This window comes from Geobacter sp. 60473 (genome assembly GCF_036323535.1).
In the GTDB taxonomy this organism is placed as follows: Bacteria; Desulfobacterota; Desulfuromonadia; order Geobacterales; family Geobacteraceae; genus Geobacter; species Geobacter sulfurreducens.
The window spans coordinates 1,340,504-1,359,824 of record NZ_AP028967.1; the positions used below are offsets into that span (position 1 = coordinate 1,340,504).

Below are 19,321 nucleotides of genomic sequence, written 5' to 3' on the forward strand. Positions count from 1 at the left end.
TACATACCCACCACGAAAAGAGGATAGTATCTATGTACACTGTCGCCGATCTGAAAAAGGGGCTCAAGCTTACCCTCGACGGAGCCCCCTACTTGGTCATTGCGTTCGAATTCTCCAAGCCGGGCAAGGGCCAGGCCCTCTACCGCACCAAGATGCGGAACATGATTACCGGCGTCATTCTCGACCGCACCTACCGCTCCGGGGAAACCTTCGAGCCGGCACGCCTCGAAGAGCGCCGGATGCAGTACCTGTACAAGGAAGACACCCACTACACTTTCATGGACAACCAGACTTTCGAGCAGGTTCAGATGGACGAAGATGCCGTTGGCGATGCAAAAAACTTCCTCATCGACAATCTTGAAGTGGATATCCTTCTCTTCGGCGAGAAAGCCATCGGCGTAACGCTTCCCAACTTCGTCAATCTCCGGGTTGTCCAGACCGATCCGTGGGTCAAGGGCGACACCTCGGGCAGCGATTCCAAGCCCGCAACCGTTGAGACGGGCTACATCCTCCGCGTTCCCCCGTTCATCGAGGAGGGCGAGATGATTGTCATCGATACCCGTTCCGGTGAATATTCAACACGGGTCAAAGGATAGGCTCCATGACGGGTAACTGGAACCTGGCCCGCAGGCGCTCCGCGCTCTGGGCCAGGGCCCGCATCCTTTCAGAAATCAGACGGTTTTTTGTTGAAGGGGGGTATCTCGAAGTCGAGACCCCCCTTCGCATTCCGGCACCTGCGCCCGAGTCCCACATCGATCCGGTGCCTTCCGGTCCATGGTTCCTTCAGACTTCGCCCGAACTGTGCATGAAACGGCTGGTGGCAGCGGGCTACGAGAAAGTTTTCCAGATTTCGCGGTGCTGGCGCGATGGCGAACGGGGAAACATGCACCTGCCCGAGTTCACTATGCTCGAATGGTATCGGGCCGGAACAGACTATCGTGGGCTCATGAATGAGTGCGAGGAACTCGTCGGCGCCGTGGCTGCAGCCCTCGGCATGGGGGAAGTGCTGAACGTCAAGGGGAGAAACATCCGTCTGGGAGCCCCGTGGCAGCGCCTCTCCGTGGCAGAGACCTTTGAACGCTACTGCGACCGCACCATGGAGGAGGCCCTGGCCAACGACACCTTCGACGAGTGCATGGTTAACGACATAGAGCCGCGCCTCGGCTTCACGACCCCAACCTTCATCTGCGATTATCCCGCCGACCGCGGAGCCCTCGCCCGCCTGAAACAGGATGAGCCGTCCCGTGCCGAGCGCTTCGAGTTGTACATCGCGGGAATCGAGCTCGCCAACGCCTTTTCGGAGCTGACCGACCCCGTTGAGCAGAGAAGCCGCTTCGAACAGGAGAAGCTGTTCAGGGAGTCTCACGGCAAAAGCGCCATTCCCCTGCCCGAGCCCTTTCTCGCGGAACTCCGCCACCTGCCGCCCACCGCCGGCATCGCCGTCGGCATTGACCGCCTGGTGATGCTGCTCCTCAATCTTGATTCCATTGACGACGTAGTCGCCTTCACCCCGGAAGAACTGTAGCCGGCTGCCCCACATCACGGTATTCGATGGTTTCCCCCGTGTAGGTGCGTAACAGCCACAGGTCACCCCGGCGGCTTACACAGTCTGGAAGCAACGGGATCTTCCCCTTTCCCCCTGGTGCGTCTATTACGTAGTGGGGGGTGGCCATGCCCGACGTGTTTCCCCGCAATGCCGAGAGAATCTCCAGCCCGGTTGTCACCGGCGTCCGGAAGTGTCCTGTGCCCCGGACAAGGTCCATCTGATGAATGTAGTAAGGGCGGACCCGGATGGAAAGAAGCCGCTGCATGAGCCGTGTCATCACTACCGGGTCGTCATTGACGCCGGCCAGGAGCACGGACTGGTTGCCCAGGGGGATGCCTGCGTCGGCAAGCCGCGCACAGGCCTTGGCCGCCTCGGCGGTGATCTCGCGGGGATGATTGAAGTGGGTGTTCACATAGAGGGGATGGTACCGCTTGAGCATGCGACAGAGCTTGGCCGTAATCCGCTCGGGCAGCGTCACGGGGGTTCGGGTACCGATCCGGACCATTTCCACGTGGGGAATGGCAGCCAGGCGGGCAAGGATTTCCTCCAACTGCTCATCGTCCAGTAGAAGCGGATCCCCTCCCGACAGGATCACGTCGCGAATCGCCGGCGTTTCGGCAATGTAGCGCAGCGGTTCGCCGAAAGGATCTTCACAGTGGCGGGAGGTCATACACCCCACCTGTCGCTTCCGCATGCAGAAACGGCAGTAGACCGCGCACTCCCCCGACACAACCCACACGACGCGATCAGGATAACGATGGATGAGCCCCGGCACCGGCGAGAGACGCTCTTCGTGCAGGGGGTCGGCCTGCTGGTCGTCGCACAGTTCGGCCGGATCGGGAATGCATTGCCGCCAGATCGGATCTCCCGGCGCTTCCATAAGACGCAGGTAGCCGGGAGTGATCCGCATCGGATAGCGGCGGATAACCGGCGCGAACTGCCCGGCATCGACCCCGAACCGCTCGGCAATCTCATCGGCTGTGGTGACTGCATCGGCGAGCAGCCGCCGCCAGGTTTCCATACGTTCTGCTCCTCCCGCAAACGGACAGAGGCGGAGACACCGGTCCCCGCCTCTGGCATCGGCATGCGTGCTGACAGCCGGAGTTAGACCTCCAGGGCGCCGATCATCTCCTTAACATCGGCGATACCGTTATTCGCCAGGTATCGCTCCATTTCCTCGGCAATCCGACCCGCGGCGCCCGGATCCAGGAAGTTGGCGGTGCCAACCTGTACGGCCGTTGCGCCGGCAAGCATAAACTCCAGTGCATCAATGCCGGTCATGATGCCCCCGATACCGACAACCGGAATCTTCACCGCCCTGGCAACCTGCCAGACCATGCGTAGTGCGATCGGCTTCACCGCCGGTCCGGAGAGGCCGCCGGTCACGTTGGCCAGGATTGGACGACGCTTATCCAGATCAATGGCCATGCCGGTGAGGGTATTAATGAGGGAAAGGGCGTCGGCTTCCGCATCGGCACAGGCCCAGGCCATCTCCACAATATCTGTCACATTGGGCGACAGCTTGACGATCACCGGCTTGATGGTGGCCTCCCGCACTGCCTTTACCACCGAATAGGCGGCTTTGGGGTCTGTGCCGAAAACGATCCCGCCATGTTTGACGTTCGGGCAGGAAATGTTGATCTCCACGGCGGCCACTTCGGGGATCCGGTCCAGGCGCTCGGCGAGCTCGGCATATTCTTCGAGGGTGTTCCCGAAGAAATTGACGATAACCGGCGTGGCAACCGTGCGAAGAAACGGCACCTTTTTCTCGACAAAGGTATCAATGCCCACATTCTGCAGACCAATGGCGTTCAGCATTCCGCCGGTGGTTTCAACGATGCGCGGGGTCGGATTGCCGGCCTTGGGCTTCAGGGACAGCCCCTTGGTGATGATGGCGCCGATGGCCTCCAGGTTCACGTACTCCGAGAACTCCTCGCCGTAGCCGAAGGTGCCCGAGGCGGTCATGATCGGGTTTCTCAGCGTTATACCAGCAATCTCAACGGAAAGGTCAGGTTTCTGCATTAGTGCTCCTCGCTCCGGGGCGCTATACCCATTTCAACTGATCAAAGGCGAAAACCGGGCCATCCTTGCACACGCAACGGTAGTCCGGCGACTCGTCTGAATGCTCCCTCCCCTTCACCACGCAACCAAGGCACGCCCCCATGCCGCACGCCATATAGGCCTCAAGAGAAACCTGACAGGGGACGCCGGTTCGCTCGGCGATACCGGCCACGGCCTGAAGCATGGGCATGGGGCCGCAGGCATAGATGGTTCTCTTGCCCGCCGCGCCCCGGATGTGACGCTCCATGACGTCCGTCACGAAGCCCCGGTCGCCGAGGGTGCCGTCGTCGGTCGCAACGTAGGTTTCCACACCAAGCCGCTCGAATTCGGTCACGCAAAGGATGTCGTCCCGGGTCCTGCCCCCCAGGAAGAAACGGACCCGCGAGCGCTCCACCAGCTTTTTGGCCAGATAGTAAAGCGGGGCGATGCCGATGCCCCCGCCCACGAGAATTTTCTCTTCGTCCGGGTCGCCCAGGTCGAAGCCGGTGCCGAGAGGGGCCAGAAGGTCCACGTGGTCGCCATGGTGATAGGTAGAAAGTGTTGCGGTCCCCTTCCCCACCACCTTGTACAGCATTTCCACGTAGGTCTGCGGGCCGCAGCCGGAGAACTCGGAGGCCACGGTACCCACGTCGAAGATGCCGAAGGGACGACGCAACAGGGGATCGATAGCGTCCCGGACCCGCACCATGATGAACTGTCCCGGTCTGGCATCAGCCAACGCGGAAGGCGCGGACATTCTCATGCGGAAGTAGCCGGGAGAAACCTCGTGGTTCGAGATGATCATCGCCTTAAACTGCATGGGGTGAGTCCTCTCCTTCGTCAATTGAGTAGGTCATCAGCACGGCATCCTCGCCATTTTCGTAGTATCCAGGACGCCGGCCGGTCTCGATAAATCCGAGACGGCGGTAAAGCGTCCTGGCGGAAATATTCGACACGCGGACCTCCAGGTGAACGGCCCGGGCGCCTCGCCCGGCGAGTTCCGCTACGGCATGGGTCACCAGCAGCGCACCTATGCCCTGCCCGCGGAAATCCCGGCGCACGGCCACGTCGAGTATCTCGCCCTCGTCGAAAAGGAGTGTCGGACAGATATACCCCGCAACGAGTCCGCCCGGTGACCGGGCAACAACGGGGAAAGAACGGGGGGATGCGAGTTCTGCGACGAAGTGATCCCTGGTCCAGGGGCGGGGGAACGAGTCGGATTCGATCTGCAGAACCTCGTCCAGGTCGCCTTCGGTCATGGGCAATATTGTCGGGCAATCTGCGGTATTCATCGAGCGTACGCATCATAGGCGAAGGACACCCCCTTGTAAACCCTTTTTTCGGGCCTCAAACCGCGCCAGATAGGGTTTGACATTTACCGGTTCATGCGATAAATTTTCACTTCTTTTAACGGGAGGAAACGTAGTGACAAAGAGAGGTTTTACCTATAAGGACGCCGGTGTCGACATTGATGCCGGCAACACGTTTGTGGGGCTCATCAAGCCGTTCGTGAAAGCCACTTCCAGGCCCGAGGTCATCTCAGACATCGGCGGCTTTGGTGGGCTCTTTTCCCTGAACACCAACAAGTACCGCAACCCCGTCCTGGTTTCGGGAACCGACGGCGTCGGCACCAAGCTCAAGATCGCCATGATGGCCGACCGGCATGACACCGTCGGCATCGACCTGGTGGCCATGTGCGTCAACGACATCGTCGTCCAGGGTGCCGAGCCGCTCTTTTTCCTCGACTATTTCGCCACGGGCAAACTGGATCCCCAGCGGGGAGCCGCGGTGGTCAAAGGGATCTCGGAGGGATGCGTCCAGGCCGGCTGTGCCCTTATCGGCGGCGAGACGGCGGAGATGCCCGGTTTCTATCAGCCCGGCGAATACGACCTTGCCGGGTTCACCGTGGGCGTGGTCGAGCGCGACAACATCATCGACGGATCGTCGATCACGGTGGGCAACCGTCTCGTGGGCATCGCCTCCAGCGGCCTGCACAGCAACGGCTATTCGCTCGCCCGCAAGATTATCTTTGAATCCATGGGGCTCGGCATAGACTCCATTCTGCCTGGGCTCGGCATCTCCGCGGCCGACGCCCTGCTTACCCCCACCAGAATCTACGTCAAGACCGTTCTCAACCTGCTGAGGGACTTCCACGTGAACGGCATAGCGCACATTACCGGCGGCGGCCTGCTGGAAAACGTCCCCCGCGTGTTGCCCAACGGCTGCAAGGCTTTGGTGCATCTGGACAGCTGCCCGCTTCCGCCCCTCTTCTCCCTGCTTCAAGAGGCAGGATCCGTTGAGCGGGACGAAATGTACCGCACGTTCAACTGTGGAATCGGCATGGTGCTGGCAGTACCCGAAAACGAGGCCGACGAGATACTTATCCGCCTTTCGGGACTTCAGGAGAAGGCCTTCATCATCGGCGAAATCGCCAAGTGCGAGCCCGGCGCCGAGATGGTCGAACTCGTATAAACGGGACGCGGCACCATGGGAGCCCCTATGATTCAACCGCTTGCAGTTGGTGTTCTCGTTTCGGGCAATGGCTCGAACCTCCAGGCAATCATCGATCGGATCGAGGCCGGTTCGCTCCCGGCGAAAATTGCCTGCGTGATCAGCAACAAAGCTGATGCCTTCGGTCTGGAACGCGCTAGAAAACACGGCGTACCCGCCATCCATATCGACCACAGGACCCACGGCGGCCGTGAATCCTACGATGCGGCCCTGGTGGAAACCCTGCGCGCCCACGGGGTGCAACTCGTCGTCCTGGCTGGCTTCATGCGCATCGTCACCCCGGTGTTGCTTGACGCCTTCCCTAATGCGGTCATGAATATCCATCCCGCCCTTCTGCCCGCCTTTCCCGGGCTCCACGCCCAGGCCCAGGCGCTCAGGTACGGGGTCAAGTTCTCCGGATGCACTGTCCACTTTGTTGATGAAGGGACCGATACAGGACCGATCATAATCCAGGCAGCCGTCCCGGTCATGGATGATGACGATGAAGCCTCCCTTTCGGCCCGTATCCAGGGAGAAGAGCACCGGGCCTATCCCGAGGCTATCCGGCTTTTTGCCGAAGGACGCCTCAGGATCGAGGGAAGAAAGGTGTCAATACTTCCGCCGGGGGCATGACCAGGCAATATGCTCTCCGGTTATTCCGCGATTGAGGAACGGTGCCATGAAACGAACGGTCATTTTCTTCGCTGCCATGATTCTAACCGCCTCTGTCGGCCTTGCAGCTGATGTTATCCTGTTCTCGTCCAAAAACGGTGCCGTCACCTTCACCCACAAACGACACTCTGAATTTGTAAGGGAATGCAGGAGCTGTCACGAGAAAACCCCCGGCAAAAGAAAAAATTTCGGCAAGGACTACGCCCACAAGACCTGCAAGGGGTGCCACGAAGTGCGGGGCGCCGGACCCACAAAATGCAAGCTCTGCCACAAGGGCTAGCACAGCTCGCAAAAACAATTAGACGCGAAGCCGGTTACCCTTCGGATGACCGGTTTTTTTGTTGCCATAGAGAAAAACTTCGAGTTGTCTCCGGCAAAGCGAAACTAAATTTACGACGTATAACATGCTATTATAATTATGCATTTCAAAATTGTAACATCCGCAAAACATTTTGTATTGACATCCAGATACTGGGTTTGTTAGTTCTATAGTCAGCAATTCACCAAACAAAACAGATACACGACAATACTAAACCATCCGCGAGGATGGGGCGGAAAGCCTAAGGGTCTCCCTGAGACAGCCGGGTCGCCGAAATATCTGAACGATATCAGGCCCCGGCTTTTTTGTGCCCGGGCTGCCGGATCGTTCTGGTCCGGTACACTACCACGCACTCAGGGAGGAAACTTAATGACCGCACGTAAAGGGCTAATTTCGCTCCAGACACAACAGGGCATGCTGCCCCGTAAAACCTTCACCGGCCTGATCATGCTCATGATCACGGCACTTATGACATTGGCCGGCTGTGGCGGCGGAGGCGGTGGTTCTACTGCTGCAACGTCAACGGGTACGCCGACTGCCGCAGCAGTATCAGGGGTGGCAGCCACCGGAGCCCCCCTTGTGGGAACGATCCGGCTCAAGGATTCTTCGTCGCCGTCAGTGGAAAAAACAGCCACTTCCGCCACAGACGGCTCGTTCACTATTGATGTTACCGGTTTGACGCCGCCGTACATATTGAAAGCTGACGGCACGTCAGGCGGCACTGCAGTAACCATCTGCTCGTTTGCGTCCGGCCCCGGCACCGCAAACATCAACCCCCTGTCCAATGCGGCACTGGCCAGCGCCGCCGGTGTAAGTGATCCGGCTGCAGCAGTCTATGCATCCCCCTCCCCCGCAATGCTCGAAACCATTAGCGCTAACCTGCCTGCTACCGTAGCTGCCCTGCGCACCCAACTCAAACCACTGCTTGACCAATACGGGGCCAACGTACACCCGATCACCGCTCCCTTCACGGCCAACCACACCGGTCTCGACGCCGTTCTGGACGTGATCCGCGTTCAAATCGGTGCCGGCACCATGGTAGTCGCCAACAGAGCCACAAATGCGCCGATCTTCAGTGCTCCCCTGATGAACATTAACGGCGGGACCTTCACCATGGGCAACATGCCGGCACCCCCGACCCCGGCAACAGACGGACAAGGATTGTACGCAGCCAACTGCGCGGCCTGCCATGGCGCTTTGGCCACATCTGAGAAAAAAGGGACCACGCTTGCGCGTCTCCAGAGTGCCGTGAGCGCGAACGCCGGCGGCATGGGGTTCCTCTCCTCGCTGACCTCAGCTCAGTTGCAGGCAATCGTTGACGTCTTGGCAGTGGCTCCTACTCCTACTCCTACTCCTACTCCCAACGGGTCGGCACTCTACGGGAATAACTGTCAGGCATGCCATGGTTCGCTCACGAATTCCGACATCCAGACCAAGACTGTATCGGCCATCCAATCGGCAATCTCCGGCAATCGTGGCGGCATGGGGTTCCTTTCAACCCTCACTTCCGCTGAAATCCAGGCGATAGCCACCTCACTGGCATCGATTGTCGCCCCGACGCCTACTCCGACTCCGACACCTACTCCGACTCCGACACCTACTCCGACTCCGACACCTACTCCGACTCCGACACCCACTGTCGACCCGGGCAAGACCGTTTACGACAGCCGGTGCGCATCGTGTCATCGCCTGGGCACCTATGACGCCTCCGGCAGTGCTCCGAACCTCTCCCGGGCCGGAACAAAGATTGACGGAAAGTTCACCGCCGGCGTTTCGGGTCACAAGGGTATTACACTCACCGCTTCGGATCTTGCAAACCTCAAAACCTTTGTCAACGCAAACTGATCAACTCTGATCCGCAATAGAAAACGGCCTGCTTTTGCAGGCCGTTTTCTATTCTTCCGGAATCCGGATTATCGTTCCGGCGTGCCTCCGCCACCCACCTCTCTCAGTACATGATCGCGCCATTGGCCGAACAGGCCGTCATAATCGAGTCCCACATCGGCGAACGCCCGGTTCATTGCCTCGCCAAGCGACAGACCGCTTCCCAGATCTTCGAGGACCATCCGAAGCCGGTGCCATCCATGGGCGGAAACGATAAAATCGACGAGGGAGTAGCTTTGCTCATAGGCAAGACGAACCTCGCCTCCTTCGAGCCCGGCGAATGATCCTTCAAGGCGTTTTAACGGCAAAAACTCTCCACGTTTAGCCGCTTTTTCCAACTCGCCGAGAGGGGGATTGTACTCCAGGCGCCCCTGGATTTCGGCAATCCCCTCGTTCAACCAGGTGGGGCAATTACCACGAGTCAGGTCGATGACAACGGCGTGGACATATTCATGGCGCAGAGTTGCCCTGATATCCGGCGTGATCTCTGTTATGCCGCCGACAGGGAGGCGGATTTTGCCGTCATACAACCCGCCTGACCAGTGGGGCGACCGGGTGACCTCCCGGTAGTCCTGGCGAGTGTAGAGTATGACCGGGATTCGTGAGGCGGGGAAGTACCCTAAATCGGTACCGACCGAATTATAGAACTCTTCAAGCAGGTCAAGAATGGCCAGGGCGCTGTCGGTCTTTGTCCCACTGTCGTACGAAACAATGAAGCGCGAACTATGCCCCCGCTCCATCCGCTCCTCGACCGACTGCTCACGCCGCACCTTTTCCAGCAGTCCGGCTAGAAAGGATTCGGAAGGAGCAAGGTTAGCGGCCTTCTCCCAGAGGGCCATGGCCTGGTCGGTCTCACCCGCGTCATAATATGTCTTCCCTAGGAAATAAAGGCCTTCGGCCGTGTCTCCGCCGAGGGACCGGGCTAGGGCAAGCTCGTAACGGGCCATTTCTCCATACTTGGCCAGAGAAAAGGCGATCCCTCTCAAAAGATGAAAACGGGGTTCGTCGGGATAGAGTTCGCTGGCGCGTCCAAAATGCCTTGCCGCATCTTCGTAGGATTTGATCTCCAGCAACTTCCTCCCGAGAAGGGCGTGGGCCGCGGCAAGGTTATCCCTCAGCGCCGGGTCCAGGGAAAACAGAGAGAATGCCTGCTCCAGCTGCTCTATGCCCTTTTCCATCTCGCCGCGTTCAAGGGGCTGCGCACCGTAGTTGTTCCGGGCGACCGGGTCGGCGCCGGTTGCCGGCGGGACGGCGACCACGAGACCGCCGAGGAGCAGAGGAAGGGTAAACAACAGAGGGTGTTTCAGGACGGCGTTCAACGCATACCCCAGAGAGGAGCATCTTCAAACTGCATCCGTAACCGCTCATCAGGGTTTTGCTCGTAGAACTCCTGTTCGGAGAAGGAGAGGCGATAACCGTCAGCGTACTCTCGAAGCAGGGCATAGGCTCCGTTGATGAGCCGGATTCGCTCCGGGTCGCCCTCTTCTCCGGTGTCGGGATGATGGCGCCGCACGAGTTCCCGGTGGCGGGCCTTGATCTCCCGCAGCGTCACCCGGTCTGACAATCCGAATATTTCCAGAGATTTGACGAGATCTACGTATTTCATCGGCTGCCCCCATAGATGGTGGCCCTAAGCGCATGGTCAGCCCAACCGTTGTTCCCGGCAGGAGAAATTGATCCGCATCTAGCGCGCGGACAACGTCCTGATCCGTCCGGCAATCCCCTCGGCATCGAGGCCGTAGCGTGACCGCAGTTCATGCTGTTCACCCTGCTCCACATACCGGTCGGGGTAGCCGAACCGGTGCACGGCAACGCCGTCTACTCCTTCATCGGCAAGCAGTTCGAGCACGGCTGAACCAAAGCCCCCTTGAAGGACGTTTTCCTCAATAGTCACCAGCGTTCCGGCCCGGCCGACGTACGACAGGACAAGCTCCCGGTCGAGGGGTTTCACAAACCGGACGTTGACCACAGTCAGGTCAATCCCCTCACCTTCAAGGGCGTTAGCCGCTTCGAGGGCAGGCCCGACCATGGTACCGACAGCCAGAACCACACAGGTGCCGCTGCCGGCACGCAGCACTTCCGACGTGCCCAAGGGGATCGGAACCAACGACTGGTCAAGAGGCACGCCGAGCCCATTGCCGCGGGGATAGCGGACCGCTGCGGGGCCATTATGGTCGATGGCGGTCTTGAGCATGTGCTGCAGCTCGTTTTCATCCTTGGGTGCCATAATGACCATGTTGGGCAGGGTACGCAGGTAGGACAGGTCAAAGAGACCGTGGTGGGTCGGACCGTCGCTCCCCACGACCCCGGACCGGTCAATGGCAAAGGTCACCGGCAGGTTCATGAGGCAGACATCGTGGAAGAGCTGGTCATAGGACCGCTGCAGGAACGAAGAGTAGATGGCGAAAACCGGCCGGTACCCTTCGGCCGCGAGGCCGGCGGCAAAGGTTACGCCGTGCTGCTCCGCGATCCCCACATCGAAGAAGCGACCGGGGTGGCGGGCCGAAAAAGAGCCGAGGCCTGTGCCGTCGGGCATGGCCGCAGTGATGGCGACGACCCGCTCGTCTTCGTCGGCAATCCGCGTCAGGGCCTGGCCGAAGACTCCCGTGTAGGAGGCGGCCCCGCCCTTTCCTTTTGCGATTTCACCACTGACCGGGTCAAAGGGGCCGACCCCGTGAAAAAGCGACGGTTTGGCCTCGGCCGGGGCAAACCCCTTTCCCTTTTTGGTCAGAACGTGGATCAGGACCGCATCATCGAACCGCTTGACCTTTTCGAAGGTTTCCGTGAGGCGGCCGATGTCGTGTCCGTCGATGGGGCCGATATACTCGAACCCGAAGGCTTCGAAGAGCATTCCCGGCGTAAAGAGTCCCTTGAGAGACTCTTCCGCCCGTTTGGCCACCTTGAGGACGTTCCGGCCGATCCGGTCGAGCCCCCCGAGAAAGGTTTCCACATCCTTCTTCAGGGTATGAACGAACTCGCTGGTAACGGTGCGGCTCAGAAAATTGGACAGAGCGCCCACGTTCTCGGCGATGGACATCTCGTTGTCGTTCAGAACCACGACCAGATCACGGTTCAGGTGCCCCGCGTGGTTGAGTCCTTCATAGGCGATACCGCCGGTCATGGAGCCGTCGCCGATGACCGCCACCACCTTGTTTTTCCTGCCGGCGAGGTCGCGAGCCGCCGCAAGCCCCAGGGCTGCGGATATGGAAGTGGAGGCATGGCCGGCGTCAAACACGTCGTGGAGCGACTCGGCACGCTTGAGGAAACCGCTGATCCCTCCAAGGGTGCGCAGGGTTGCGAACCGGTCGCGGCGGCCGGTCACGAGTTTGTGGGCATAGGCCTGGTGTCCCACGTCCCAGACGATTTTATCCTCGGGCGAGGTGAAGACCCTATGCAGCGCCAGAGTTAGCTCCACCACGCCGAGACTCGGAGCCAGGTGACCGCCGTTGCGGGAGCAGACGGCTATGATTTCCTGTCGTATTTCCTCTGCAAGGATGCCCAATTCGGCCGTAGTGAGACCCTTCAGGTCAGAGGGAGAATCTACCCTGTCGAGAATGCGAGACATCATGATTTCCGTGACACGATGTACCGGGCAATTTCCCTGAGAGGGTCAGCCCGGTGGTCAAAGGGCGAAAGGGCCTCGATGGCGAGATCGAGAAGCTCCTGGGCGCGCCGCTTGGATTCGGACAGGCCCAGCACGGCCGGATAGGTGGCTTTCCCCCGAGCTTCATCACTGCCCGCGTCCTTGCCGATCTGCTCGGTTGTTCCCTCGATATCGAGGATATCGTCGGCGATCTGGAACGCCAGGCCAATGGCTTCGCCATAGCGTGTCATGGCCCTGACAGCGCTAGCATCGGCTCCCCCCAGGACGGCTCCAGCCTTGATGGAGGCCTTGATCAGCGCACCGGTCTTGCGGGTGTGAATATACTGGACCGTTGCCAGATCGATCTCCTTGTTCCCCTCGCTCTCCATGTCGACCACCTGCCCGCCGACCATTCCCCGCGAACCGGCACAGAGGGCGATCTCGTGAATGACCGTCAGGAGCCGATCACTTCCAACCGAGGCAGCATAGGAGGGAGAGCTCACGAGGATGAACGCCTCGGTAAGCAGGGCATCGCCGGCAAGGATGGCAATGGCTTCGCCGAATACCTTGTGGTTCGTCGGCCGCCCGCGGCGGAAATCATCGTCATCCATTGCCGGCAGGTCGTCATGGATGAGAGAGTAGGTATGGATCATCTCCATGGCGCAGGCCGCCGGCAGGGCCAGCGCCGTATCGCCGCCCACGGCATCGCAGGCTGCCAGCATCAGGATCGGGCGGACCCGTTTCCCACCGGCAAATACCGAATAACGCATGGCGCGGTGCACCGAAGACGGGAGCTCGTCTTCAGCCGGCAGGTGGCGCTCCAGAGCTTCGTCCACCAAGTCACAGCGTTCTTTAAGATAACCTTTCAGATCCATCGGACCATCCTTTCACGTAAAGGTGCATGCGCGCGGAACCGGACTATTCATCGTCCAGCCGGAAGTCCTCGCGCACGAACGTGCCGTCCTTCTTCTTAAGCAGGAGTTCAACCTTCTTCTCCGCCTCGTCCAGTTTCTTCGTGCAGAAAGAGGCCATCTTGACCCCCTCTTCGAATGCCTTGAGCGAATCGTCGAGGGAAAGATCTCCCCCCTCCAGCTTCCTGACCACGTCTTCCAGCTTTTTCAGCGCGGTTTCAAATTTTTCAACAGCCATAGATTTATCCCGTATATGAAAATGAAGGGGTCATTATAGCGCCCGGACAGGGTGAGTCAAGGTTTGTCACGTGTCGCTGCTGGATTCCACGCAACAGCCGGCCCGGCCGCGGCGAAGGCGCAACTCAACCCGGTCTCCCGGCGCGAGCCGGGTGCTGTCGGTAACGAGGCACCGCTCGGGAAGCTTTAGCACGATACTGTATCCCCGTGCCATGGTGGCCAGCGGCGAAAGCGTATCGAGCCGCGCTGCCGCCACGAGTGTTTTCTCTCTGAGGTGGTCCAGGAAACGGCGGAGCAGCATCTCGTTGCGCCCGGCAAGGGCCATGACCCTTTCCCGGGCTCGCTCAAGCCTGACAGCGGGATTGGTAAGGCGCAAATTGGTGGCCAGCAGATCAAGGCTGCCGCGATGACGTCGGACGCTGCTCACTGTCCCTCGCTCCAACCGGGCCGAGAGGTCATCGACCCGCTGTGACAGGTGCCCCACCAGCATGGACGGATCACGCAGGGAACGGTTGAGACTGTCGAGCTCGACTCTCCTCTCGGCCAGGACCTGCCGTTCCCCATGAACCAGCCGGTGTCTGAGAAATTCAAGACGGGCGGCTAGCTCCTCTTTGCTCTTCACCACCAGTTCGGCCGCTGCCGACGGCGTAGGAGCCCGCAGGTCGGCAACAAAATCAGCAATGGTGAAGTCCACTTCGTGCCCAACAGCAGAAATCACCGGGATGCGCGAGCGATGGATGGCCCGCGCAACCATTTCCTCGTTGTAGGCCCATAGATCCTCGAGCGACCCACCCCCCCGCCCGACGATCATCACGTCGATGTCGCCGTATCGGTTGAAGTCGTCAATTGCCGCGGCGATTTCCTCCGCAGCCCCCTCCCCCTGAACCTTTACCGGGCGGATAAGAATCTCCACGTTGGCGAAACGACGGTTCAACACGGTAAGAATGTCGTGAATGGCCGCCCCTGTGGCCGAGGTGACCACTCCGATTTTCTGGGGCAGCGATGGAATGGGCTTCTTGTGCTCGTCAGCGAACAGCCCCTCCCGGGCCAACTGTTCCTTCAACTGCATGAAAGCCAGTTGCAAGGCCCCGATGCCGCGGGGCTCAAGGTATTCCACCAGCAGTTGGTACTCTCCACGCTGATCGTACACCGTAACTCTTCCGCGGACGATGAGGCCCATCCCGTCCCGGGGGCGAAATTTCAGTGCCCTGGATGATGCCCTGAACATGACGCAGCGGATCTGGGCCGCCCCGTCCTTCAGAGTGAAGTAGAGGTGGCCGGAAGCCGGCGTGGCGAGATTCGACACCTCCCCTTCCACCCACACGTGCTCGAAGTTTTCCTCGAGCACTCCGCGAATGAGCGAGGTGAGTTGGGACACGGTCAAAATTCGTTTTTCAGAAAAGATATCCACGGGCACCCCGAGTAAAATCATTTAGTATCAGATAGATACAATTCAGGGGCAACGGCCTGTCAAACCGGGTTGACCGTTGTCAGGCGGACAGTGTAGTATGTGCCCCATGCAGAATTACCCTTATGTTATCACTGTCTCCTCGGAAAAGGGAGGGGTCGGCAAGACCACTCTTGCCACAAACCTGGCAATTTATCTGAAGGCCCTCAACGAGAATCTGCCGGTTACCATCTTTTCCTTCGACAACCACTTCACCGTAGACCGGATGTTCGAGATCAAGGGGCAGAGGCTGACCGGCAGCGTGGCCGACCTGCTCATGGAATCTCCGCCCCGCGACCTGATCCATACCGGTCAGTACGGAGTCGGCTACATCCCTTCATCCGCCAGCCTCAACGACCTTAAAGGTTCCATTCGTGGGCCCATGGTCCTGGCACGGCTTCTGGCCGCCTCGCGCATCCCCGGGGTTCTCATCATCGACACGAGGCCCGACTTGGACATGCTCACCCAGAATGCCCTGTTCGCGGCAGATCGGGCCATCATCCCGGTCAAGGACATGCCGAGTCTGGAGAATTGCCGCAACATTTTCGCACTGTTCGAACAGCGGGGGCTCGACCGCAAAAGCCTCAGCCTCATCCCCTGCCTCGTGGACGAACGAATCAAGTTCGACGGTCCCTTCAACGACCAGAAAACACTGCTCAAAGCTTACGCCATCAATCGAGGCTACCGTTGCCTCGACGTGTATATCTCCAAGAGTCCCAAGGTAGAGAGCCTCAATACCAACCCCGACGGGAAAATTTATCCGATTCTGACCCATGCCAAGTGGACTGAAGTCCACGGTCAGTTCGCGCAGTTGGCCCAGATTCTCATCAATGAGTACAACGCCGCCACGGAGCCTCGCTCACTCCTCTTCCACAAGTGGCTTCAGACCGAGGAAAGCCGCAAGAAGGAAGAGTTTTTCGCACGGCTTTCAGGGATCAAGAGCCAGTGCCTGCTTTGCGGCAAACCGGTGAGCGATGATGGAAACGGCCGTCACTCGTTCTACTTCGAGGTGTCCGACGGCAGCGCGGCAGGGTTCTTTGAGGAAGAATGCTTCCTCACCATGCTCATGACCAACATCTACAACATGGATGTCAGCATGGTGGATGACGCCCCAACGGTTCATCTCATGCGCGATTCGTCCAGGGAGTCAGCCTTTGTCTTCCGGCCGGCGTCGAACGGCGGGGCAGTGGAGTTCCATCGGTTCAGTCTCGACGGCACGCTCCTGATCAAGAAGAATTACCCCCTCAGAGAATACGAAGGTGGGTTGCTGCGGCGGGAACGCAGCAGGCTTTACACCCTCATGACCGAAGCTCTGGGCACCGCCGGCGCCGGAAGCTCCGATCGTTTCATCCTTGTCCACCCGGTAACGCGGGACAATCCCCAGGGAATTCTGCGGGACGAGAGCTACCGGGGGCTCACCAAGCTCAAACAGCACATCGCGGCCCAGATTGTTTCATCGTAACGCCCCTGCTACCTGACCAGCCTCGACACCGTCACAAAGGTGATCCCTTCATCCCGCAAACGCGGTAACTCGACGGCAAGGGTCTGGATGGTGGCAGGATGCGGGTGGCAGATCGCAATGGCATTGCCCCGTTTCCGGGCGATCGAAGCGGCCTGACGGAGTTGGTTCGTGATGTAGCCCGATTCCTGGATGTTGTCGAGGAAGACATTCCGCACCGCCGTGCGCACCCCCATTTCCCGCGCCACGGCATCACCCACCGAGACAGGGGACGTCTTACTGTCCACAAAGAACAGCCCCCTTTCCTTCAGCACCCCCATCACCACGGCCATTTTCTGACGGTTCTCGGTAAACCCTGAGCCCATGTGATTGTTCGCCCCGACTGCCTGGGGAATCTCGTCCAAGTAAGCGTTTACCCGGCCGGCAATCTCATCGTCGCCCTGAGAGAGGAGGAGACCGTTCGCCTCAAGGCGCCTTTCGGGATATCCCTTAGGCTCCATGGGCAGATGCACCATTACCTCGATTCCCCGCTGCCGGGCCTCCTCGGCAACCCGTCTGACCTTCGGCAGACCCGGAATGATGGCAAAGGTAAGTGGAATGCCGATATCCATCAGGGCACGTGCTTCAGGAAGCCCCTTCCCCATGTCGTCAATGATGACGGCAAGGGTTCCCGGCCCTGTTGGACGCTGCGCGCGCCGTGGTTCGGCCGGGTGGTGGATAACTCCCGTGTAGTCTTCGTGGGCAACTGGTTGTTCCGGCTCTCGGGGAGGAAGCTTGTGACGCTCCACCACGGGAGGTGGGGTCTGCTGCACGACCGGTTGTTTGCGGTACGTGCGATCAAGAAAAAAGACAGCGGCGATGACCGCTATGACGACCAGAGCCATGCCGATGAGCGGCACGCGGGAAGAATTCCGTTTTCTGCGGTTCGTTCTGACAGTTTTACGTGGTGAGGCCACAGAGGCTCCTTGTTTGGGAGATTCGGTCCTTCATAGTACCATAGCTCAGTCGGGGGGCAAACCGTATCCTGACGAACGAGCAAAGCCCGTCGGGCAGCTCACGACGGGCTTTGCTGAACCATGGGGATTACGCTCTAGTTCCGTGTTTTTTTCTCATCCGTGGCCGTAAGATAGTTGGCCGTATAAATGTAATCATCGAGATAGTCGACCTTGCCGTCGCCGTTCAGATCAAATGAGCGGACCGGACCAACCGATTTCCGGGCAAGGAAAAGCAGGAAATCCGCCTCGGTCACGCGTCCTTTGCCGTCCATGTCGACGTCTGCTCGCGGTGCGACGGTGAGCGGATACTCCACCATCTTCCGACCAGTTACGATAATGAGGGTTGCTTCCACGGCACCGGCCTCCGGCAGCGCTTCCACCAGCCAGCGGTTTCCATCCCCCTTTTTAAGCGACTTGAGCGCCGCGCCTCTCAGTGCGAAGTTGGGCGCTGCCTTCTCTCCCCCCGTGAGATCCACAGTGATGCGAACGGCGGTTTTGCCGTCAGTGAGGCAGATAGCCGGGTCCTGACTGATGCTATCCGCCACGGGTTCCTTGAATAGTGCCATGAGCGCCTTGGGGGTTCTGACTCCCGTGTAGTCGCGGAAGCGGGCAACCACGCTGCCGAGTACGGCATACCCCTCCTGCGTCACAGGTGCGGGTTTCGCTTCCGGCTCGGGCACCGGCCGCTCGGCTTCCGGGAGCGGACCGTGCTGTTCACCCGTTTCGTTCGCGTCGTTCGCTTGCACCTGTGGAGACTCTTCAACAGGCGCCGTCTGCTCTGCAGCAGACGGCTTCCCTGCTGAAACACGCGCATCGTTATCAACAGCCCCAGACGTTATCATCCCCGGCAATACGACGGCTCCTCCTCGATAAGCAGCGTCGCCCGACGTTTCGCCGGCTGAAGGCACCTGAGCAGTTCCATCCATTGCTGAAGCACCCGAACCGTCTGCAAGGTTCTCTCCCTGACCCGCATTTACGGAAGACTCTGTCGGTTGTGACGTGGAGGACTCAGTGGATTGGGTTGTCCCGCCATTAAGGGTAACCTTGAGGTTCCCCTTCCGGGAAGCATCCCCGCTAATAATCTGGTAAACGATAGTTACCCCGGTTGCCCCCTTGCCTCCCTGTGAAAAGCTTATCTTTGCAAGCGGACCTGAACCGGACAATGGCGTAGTATTAAGCATGGCGAGACGGATGGTGCCGGCAGCGGCTGTATTGGGGAGAAACATGGCCCAGCGGAATCCGCTGAGCTGCATCGCTTGGGCGTTACTCAACGCTTGTGGGTCATAGGTCACCGTCATGTCTATTGCATCTACATTGGACAGCCCTGTGGCGGAGATCAGCACGTCACTTCCCGATGGATACGCTGAAAGGCTGCCGCCGGCGCCGAACGCAAACGTAGTGACAACAAGGACGAAAAACGCGCAGACCAAGACGCTAAGAATTGCGGACTTCTTCATTGCGATTCCTCATAATCAGCAGGCAAGGTTATATGTGTCATCGTACCACAAAACAGCCCCGCAGCTTTCCATAAAATCTGCACAGTCCAGTACACAAGGGTATCTCGGCCGCTCACATCCCGGTGGAACGCGTCACCTTCTCTCACGAGCTGGCCAAACCACCGGGATGCTGAAAACATCAAACTGTGGACGTTGACTAACGATGCAACCATACGGATAGATGTGTCGCTAAAGGGAATCGAAAGAAATTTCGTACGAATGGGGGGAAAAAACGCGCAACA

General features: G+C 59.4%; 19 protein-coding genes and 1 riboswitch. Of the genes, 7 read left to right on the forward strand and 12 right to left on the reverse strand.

Translation table 11 applies throughout. The annotated features are described in order from the left end of the window. The first annotated feature begins 32 nt into the window (after nt 1–32). Both efp and epmA read left to right on the forward strand, forming a co-directional pair. Nucleotides 33–596 carry an elongation factor P gene (gene efp / locus AABA48_RS06090; protein ID WP_010942396.1) on the forward strand — a complete coding sequence of 188 codons (564 nt, stop codon included), beginning with the start codon at nt 33–35 and terminating at the stop codon, nt 594–596. A gap of 5 nt (nt 597–601) precedes the next feature. Next, nucleotides 602–1,525 (forward strand): EF-P lysine aminoacylase EpmA, encoded by a 924-nt coding sequence (gene epmA, locus AABA48_RS06095; RefSeq protein ID WP_286349638.1) that lies wholly within the window; start codon nt 602–604, stop codon nt 1,523–1,525. Here epmA and AABA48_RS06100 read toward each other — a convergent pair. The 4 genes from AABA48_RS06100 to rimI all read right to left on the reverse strand — a co-directional run bounded on the left by AABA48_RS06100 (nt 1,506) and on the right by rimI (nt 4,845). Then, nucleotides 1,506–2,567 carry a KamA family radical SAM protein gene (locus AABA48_RS06100; protein ID WP_286349637.1) on the reverse strand — a complete coding sequence of 354 codons (1,062 nt, stop codon included), beginning with the start codon at nt 2,565–2,567 and terminating at the stop codon, nt 1,506–1,508. The genes epmA and AABA48_RS06100 overlap by 20 nt on opposite strands. A gap of 83 nt (nt 2,568–2,650) precedes the next feature. Then, complete coding sequence (locus AABA48_RS06105) at nt 2,651–3,568, reverse strand: dihydroorotate dehydrogenase (protein WP_286349636.1); 918 nt, start codon at nt 3,566–3,568, stop codon at nt 2,651–2,653. A 22-nt stretch (nt 3,569–3,590) separates the two neighbouring features. Further along, nucleotides 3,591–4,406, reverse strand: coding sequence for a dihydroorotate dehydrogenase electron transfer subunit (locus AABA48_RS06110; RefSeq protein ID WP_286349635.1), 816 nt, complete (start codon nt 4,404–4,406; stop codon nt 3,591–3,593). Next, nucleotides 4,396–4,845, reverse strand: a complete 450-nt coding sequence (gene rimI, locus AABA48_RS06115) for a ribosomal protein S18-alanine N-acetyltransferase (protein ID WP_416373118.1) — start codon at nt 4,843–4,845, stop codon at nt 4,396–4,398. Before rimI ends, AABA48_RS06110 begins: the two co-directional genes overlap by 11 nt. Before the next feature lie 166 nt (nt 4,846–5,011). Here rimI and purM point away from each other — a divergent pair, with 166 nt between their 5' ends. The 4 genes from purM (at nt 5,012) to AABA48_RS06135 (ending at nt 8,912) form a co-directional block, all read left to right on the forward strand. Next, on the forward strand, nt 5,012–6,058 hold the full coding sequence (gene purM, locus AABA48_RS06120) for a phosphoribosylformylglycinamidine cyclo-ligase (RefSeq protein ID WP_286349633.1): 1,047 nt from the start codon (nt 5,012–5,014) through the stop codon (nt 6,056–6,058). Nucleotides 6,059–6,085: 27 nt separating this feature from the next. Next, on the forward strand, nt 6,086–6,709 hold the full coding sequence (gene purN, locus AABA48_RS06125) for a phosphoribosylglycinamide formyltransferase (RefSeq protein ID WP_286349632.1): 624 nt from the start codon (nt 6,086–6,088) through the stop codon (nt 6,707–6,709). Between the two features lie 46 nt (nt 6,710–6,755). Continuing rightward, nucleotides 6,756–7,028, forward strand: a complete 273-nt coding sequence (locus AABA48_RS06130) for a cytochrome c7 (protein ID WP_338271213.1) — start codon at nt 6,756–6,758, stop codon at nt 7,026–7,028. Between the two features lie 238 nt (nt 7,029–7,266). Next, nucleotides 7,267–7,342, forward strand: a riboswitch (cyclic di-GMP riboswitch). A 94-nt stretch (nt 7,343–7,436) separates the two neighbouring features. Then, the gene (locus AABA48_RS06135) at nt 7,437–8,912 is read left to right on the forward strand and encodes a c-type cytochrome (RefSeq protein WP_338271214.1); all 1,476 of its coding nucleotides are present in this window, start codon (nt 7,437–7,439) and stop codon (nt 8,910–8,912) included. Between the two features lie 68 nt (nt 8,913–8,980). On the opposite strand, the gene AABA48_RS06140 is transcribed toward AABA48_RS06135, so the two are convergent. The 6 genes from AABA48_RS06140 to xseA all read right to left on the reverse strand — a co-directional run bounded on the left by AABA48_RS06140 (nt 8,981) and on the right by xseA (nt 15,093). Continuing rightward, nucleotides 8,981–10,243: a peptidase MA family metallohydrolase gene (locus AABA48_RS06140; RefSeq protein ID WP_286349629.1), complete on the reverse strand. Its 1,263-nt coding sequence runs from the start codon at nt 10,241–10,243 to the stop codon at nt 8,981–8,983. Between the two features lie 23 nt (nt 10,244–10,266). Then, the gene (locus tag AABA48_RS06145; protein WP_286349628.1) at nt 10,267–10,557 is read right to left on the reverse strand and encodes a J domain-containing protein; all 291 of its coding nucleotides are present in this window, start codon (nt 10,555–10,557) and stop codon (nt 10,267–10,269) included. Between the two features lie 78 nt (nt 10,558–10,635). Beyond that, complete coding sequence (dxs, locus tag AABA48_RS06150; protein WP_286349627.1) at nt 10,636–12,516, reverse strand: 1-deoxy-D-xylulose-5-phosphate synthase; 1,881 nt, start codon at nt 12,514–12,516, stop codon at nt 10,636–10,638. Then, entirely contained in the window at nt 12,516–13,409 is an 894-nt protein-coding gene (locus tag AABA48_RS06155) for a polyprenyl synthetase family protein (protein WP_286349626.1), read from the reverse strand. Before AABA48_RS06155 ends, dxs begins: the two co-directional genes overlap by 1 nt. 43 nt (nt 13,410–13,452) lie before the next feature. Continuing rightward, entirely contained in the window at nt 13,453–13,683 is a 231-nt protein-coding gene (locus AABA48_RS06160) for an exodeoxyribonuclease VII small subunit (protein ID WP_010942410.1), read from the reverse strand. 66 nt (nt 13,684–13,749) lie between these two features. Then, nucleotides 13,750–15,093 (reverse strand): exodeoxyribonuclease VII large subunit, encoded by a 1,344-nt coding sequence (gene xseA, locus AABA48_RS06165; protein ID WP_286349625.1) that lies wholly within the window; start codon nt 15,091–15,093, stop codon nt 13,750–13,752. A 97-nt stretch (nt 15,094–15,190) separates the two neighbouring features. On the opposite strand from xseA, the gene AABA48_RS06170 reads away from it, so the two are divergent. After that, the gene (locus AABA48_RS06170; protein ID WP_286349624.1) at nt 15,191–16,591 is read left to right on the forward strand and encodes a ParA family protein; all 1,401 of its coding nucleotides are present in this window, start codon (nt 15,191–15,193) and stop codon (nt 16,589–16,591) included. 8 nt (nt 16,592–16,599) lie between these two features. Here AABA48_RS06170 and AABA48_RS06175 read toward each other — a convergent pair whose 3' ends face one another. Together AABA48_RS06175 and AABA48_RS06180 are read right to left on the reverse strand one after the other, a co-directional pair. Continuing rightward, complete coding sequence (locus tag AABA48_RS06175) at nt 16,600–17,487, reverse strand: divergent polysaccharide deacetylase family protein (protein ID WP_338271215.1); 888 nt, start codon at nt 17,485–17,487, stop codon at nt 16,600–16,602. Nucleotides 17,488–17,678: 191 nt separating this feature from the next. Then, entirely contained in the window at nt 17,679–19,040 is a 1,362-nt protein-coding gene (locus AABA48_RS06180; RefSeq protein WP_286349622.1) for a hypothetical protein, read from the reverse strand. Nucleotides 19,041–19,321 lie beyond the last annotated feature (281 nt).

What these genes read in the sequence shown, in the direction of transcription:
- efp (WP_010942396.1), top strand. Translation starts at nt 33, where the DNA reads ATGTACACTGTCGCCGATCTGAAAAAGGGGCTCAAGCTTACCCTCGAC.
- epmA (WP_286349638.1), top strand. Translation starts at nt 602, where the DNA reads ATGACGGGTAACTGGAACCTGGCCCGCAGGCGCTCCGCGCTCTGGGCC.
- AABA48_RS06100 (WP_286349637.1), bottom strand. Translation starts at nt 2,567, where the DNA reads ATGGAAACCTGGCGGCGGCTGCTCGCCGATGCAGTCACCACAGCCGAT.
- AABA48_RS06105 (WP_286349636.1), bottom strand. Translation starts at nt 3,568, where the DNA reads ATGCAGAAACCTGACCTTTCCGTTGAGATTGCTGGTATAACGCTGAGA.
- AABA48_RS06110 (WP_286349635.1), bottom strand. Translation starts at nt 4,406, where the DNA reads ATGCAGTTTAAGGCGATGATCATCTCGAACCACGAGGTTTCTCCCGGC.
- rimI (WP_416373118.1), bottom strand. Translation starts at nt 4,845, where the DNA reads ATGACCGAAGGCGACCTGGACGAGGTTCTGCAGATCGAATCCGACTCG.
- purN (WP_286349632.1), top strand. Translation starts at nt 6,086, where the DNA reads ATGATTCAACCGCTTGCAGTTGGTGTTCTCGTTTCGGGCAATGGCTCG.
- AABA48_RS06130 (WP_338271213.1), top strand. Translation starts at nt 6,756, where the DNA reads ATGAAACGAACGGTCATTTTCTTCGCTGCCATGATTCTAACCGCCTCT.
- AABA48_RS06135 (WP_338271214.1), top strand. Translation starts at nt 7,437, where the DNA reads ATGACCGCACGTAAAGGGCTAATTTCGCTCCAGACACAACAGGGCATG.
- AABA48_RS06145 (WP_286349628.1), bottom strand. Translation starts at nt 10,557, where the DNA reads ATGAAATACGTAGATCTCGTCAAATCTCTGGAAATATTCGGATTGTCA.
- dxs (WP_286349627.1), bottom strand. Translation starts at nt 12,516, where the DNA reads ATGTCTCGCATTCTCGACAGGGTAGATTCTCCCTCTGACCTGAAGGGT.
- AABA48_RS06155 (WP_286349626.1), bottom strand. Translation starts at nt 13,409, where the DNA reads ATGGATCTGAAAGGTTATCTTAAAGAACGCTGTGACTTGGTGGACGAA.
- AABA48_RS06160 (WP_010942410.1), bottom strand. Translation starts at nt 13,683, where the DNA reads ATGGCTGTTGAAAAATTTGAAACCGCGCTGAAAAAGCTGGAAGACGTG.
- AABA48_RS06170 (WP_286349624.1), top strand. Translation starts at nt 15,191, where the DNA reads ATGTGCCCCATGCAGAATTACCCTTATGTTATCACTGTCTCCTCGGAA.
- AABA48_RS06180 (WP_286349622.1), bottom strand. Translation starts at nt 19,040, where the DNA reads ATGAAGAAGTCCGCAATTCTTAGCGTCTTGGTCTGCGCGTTTTTCGTC.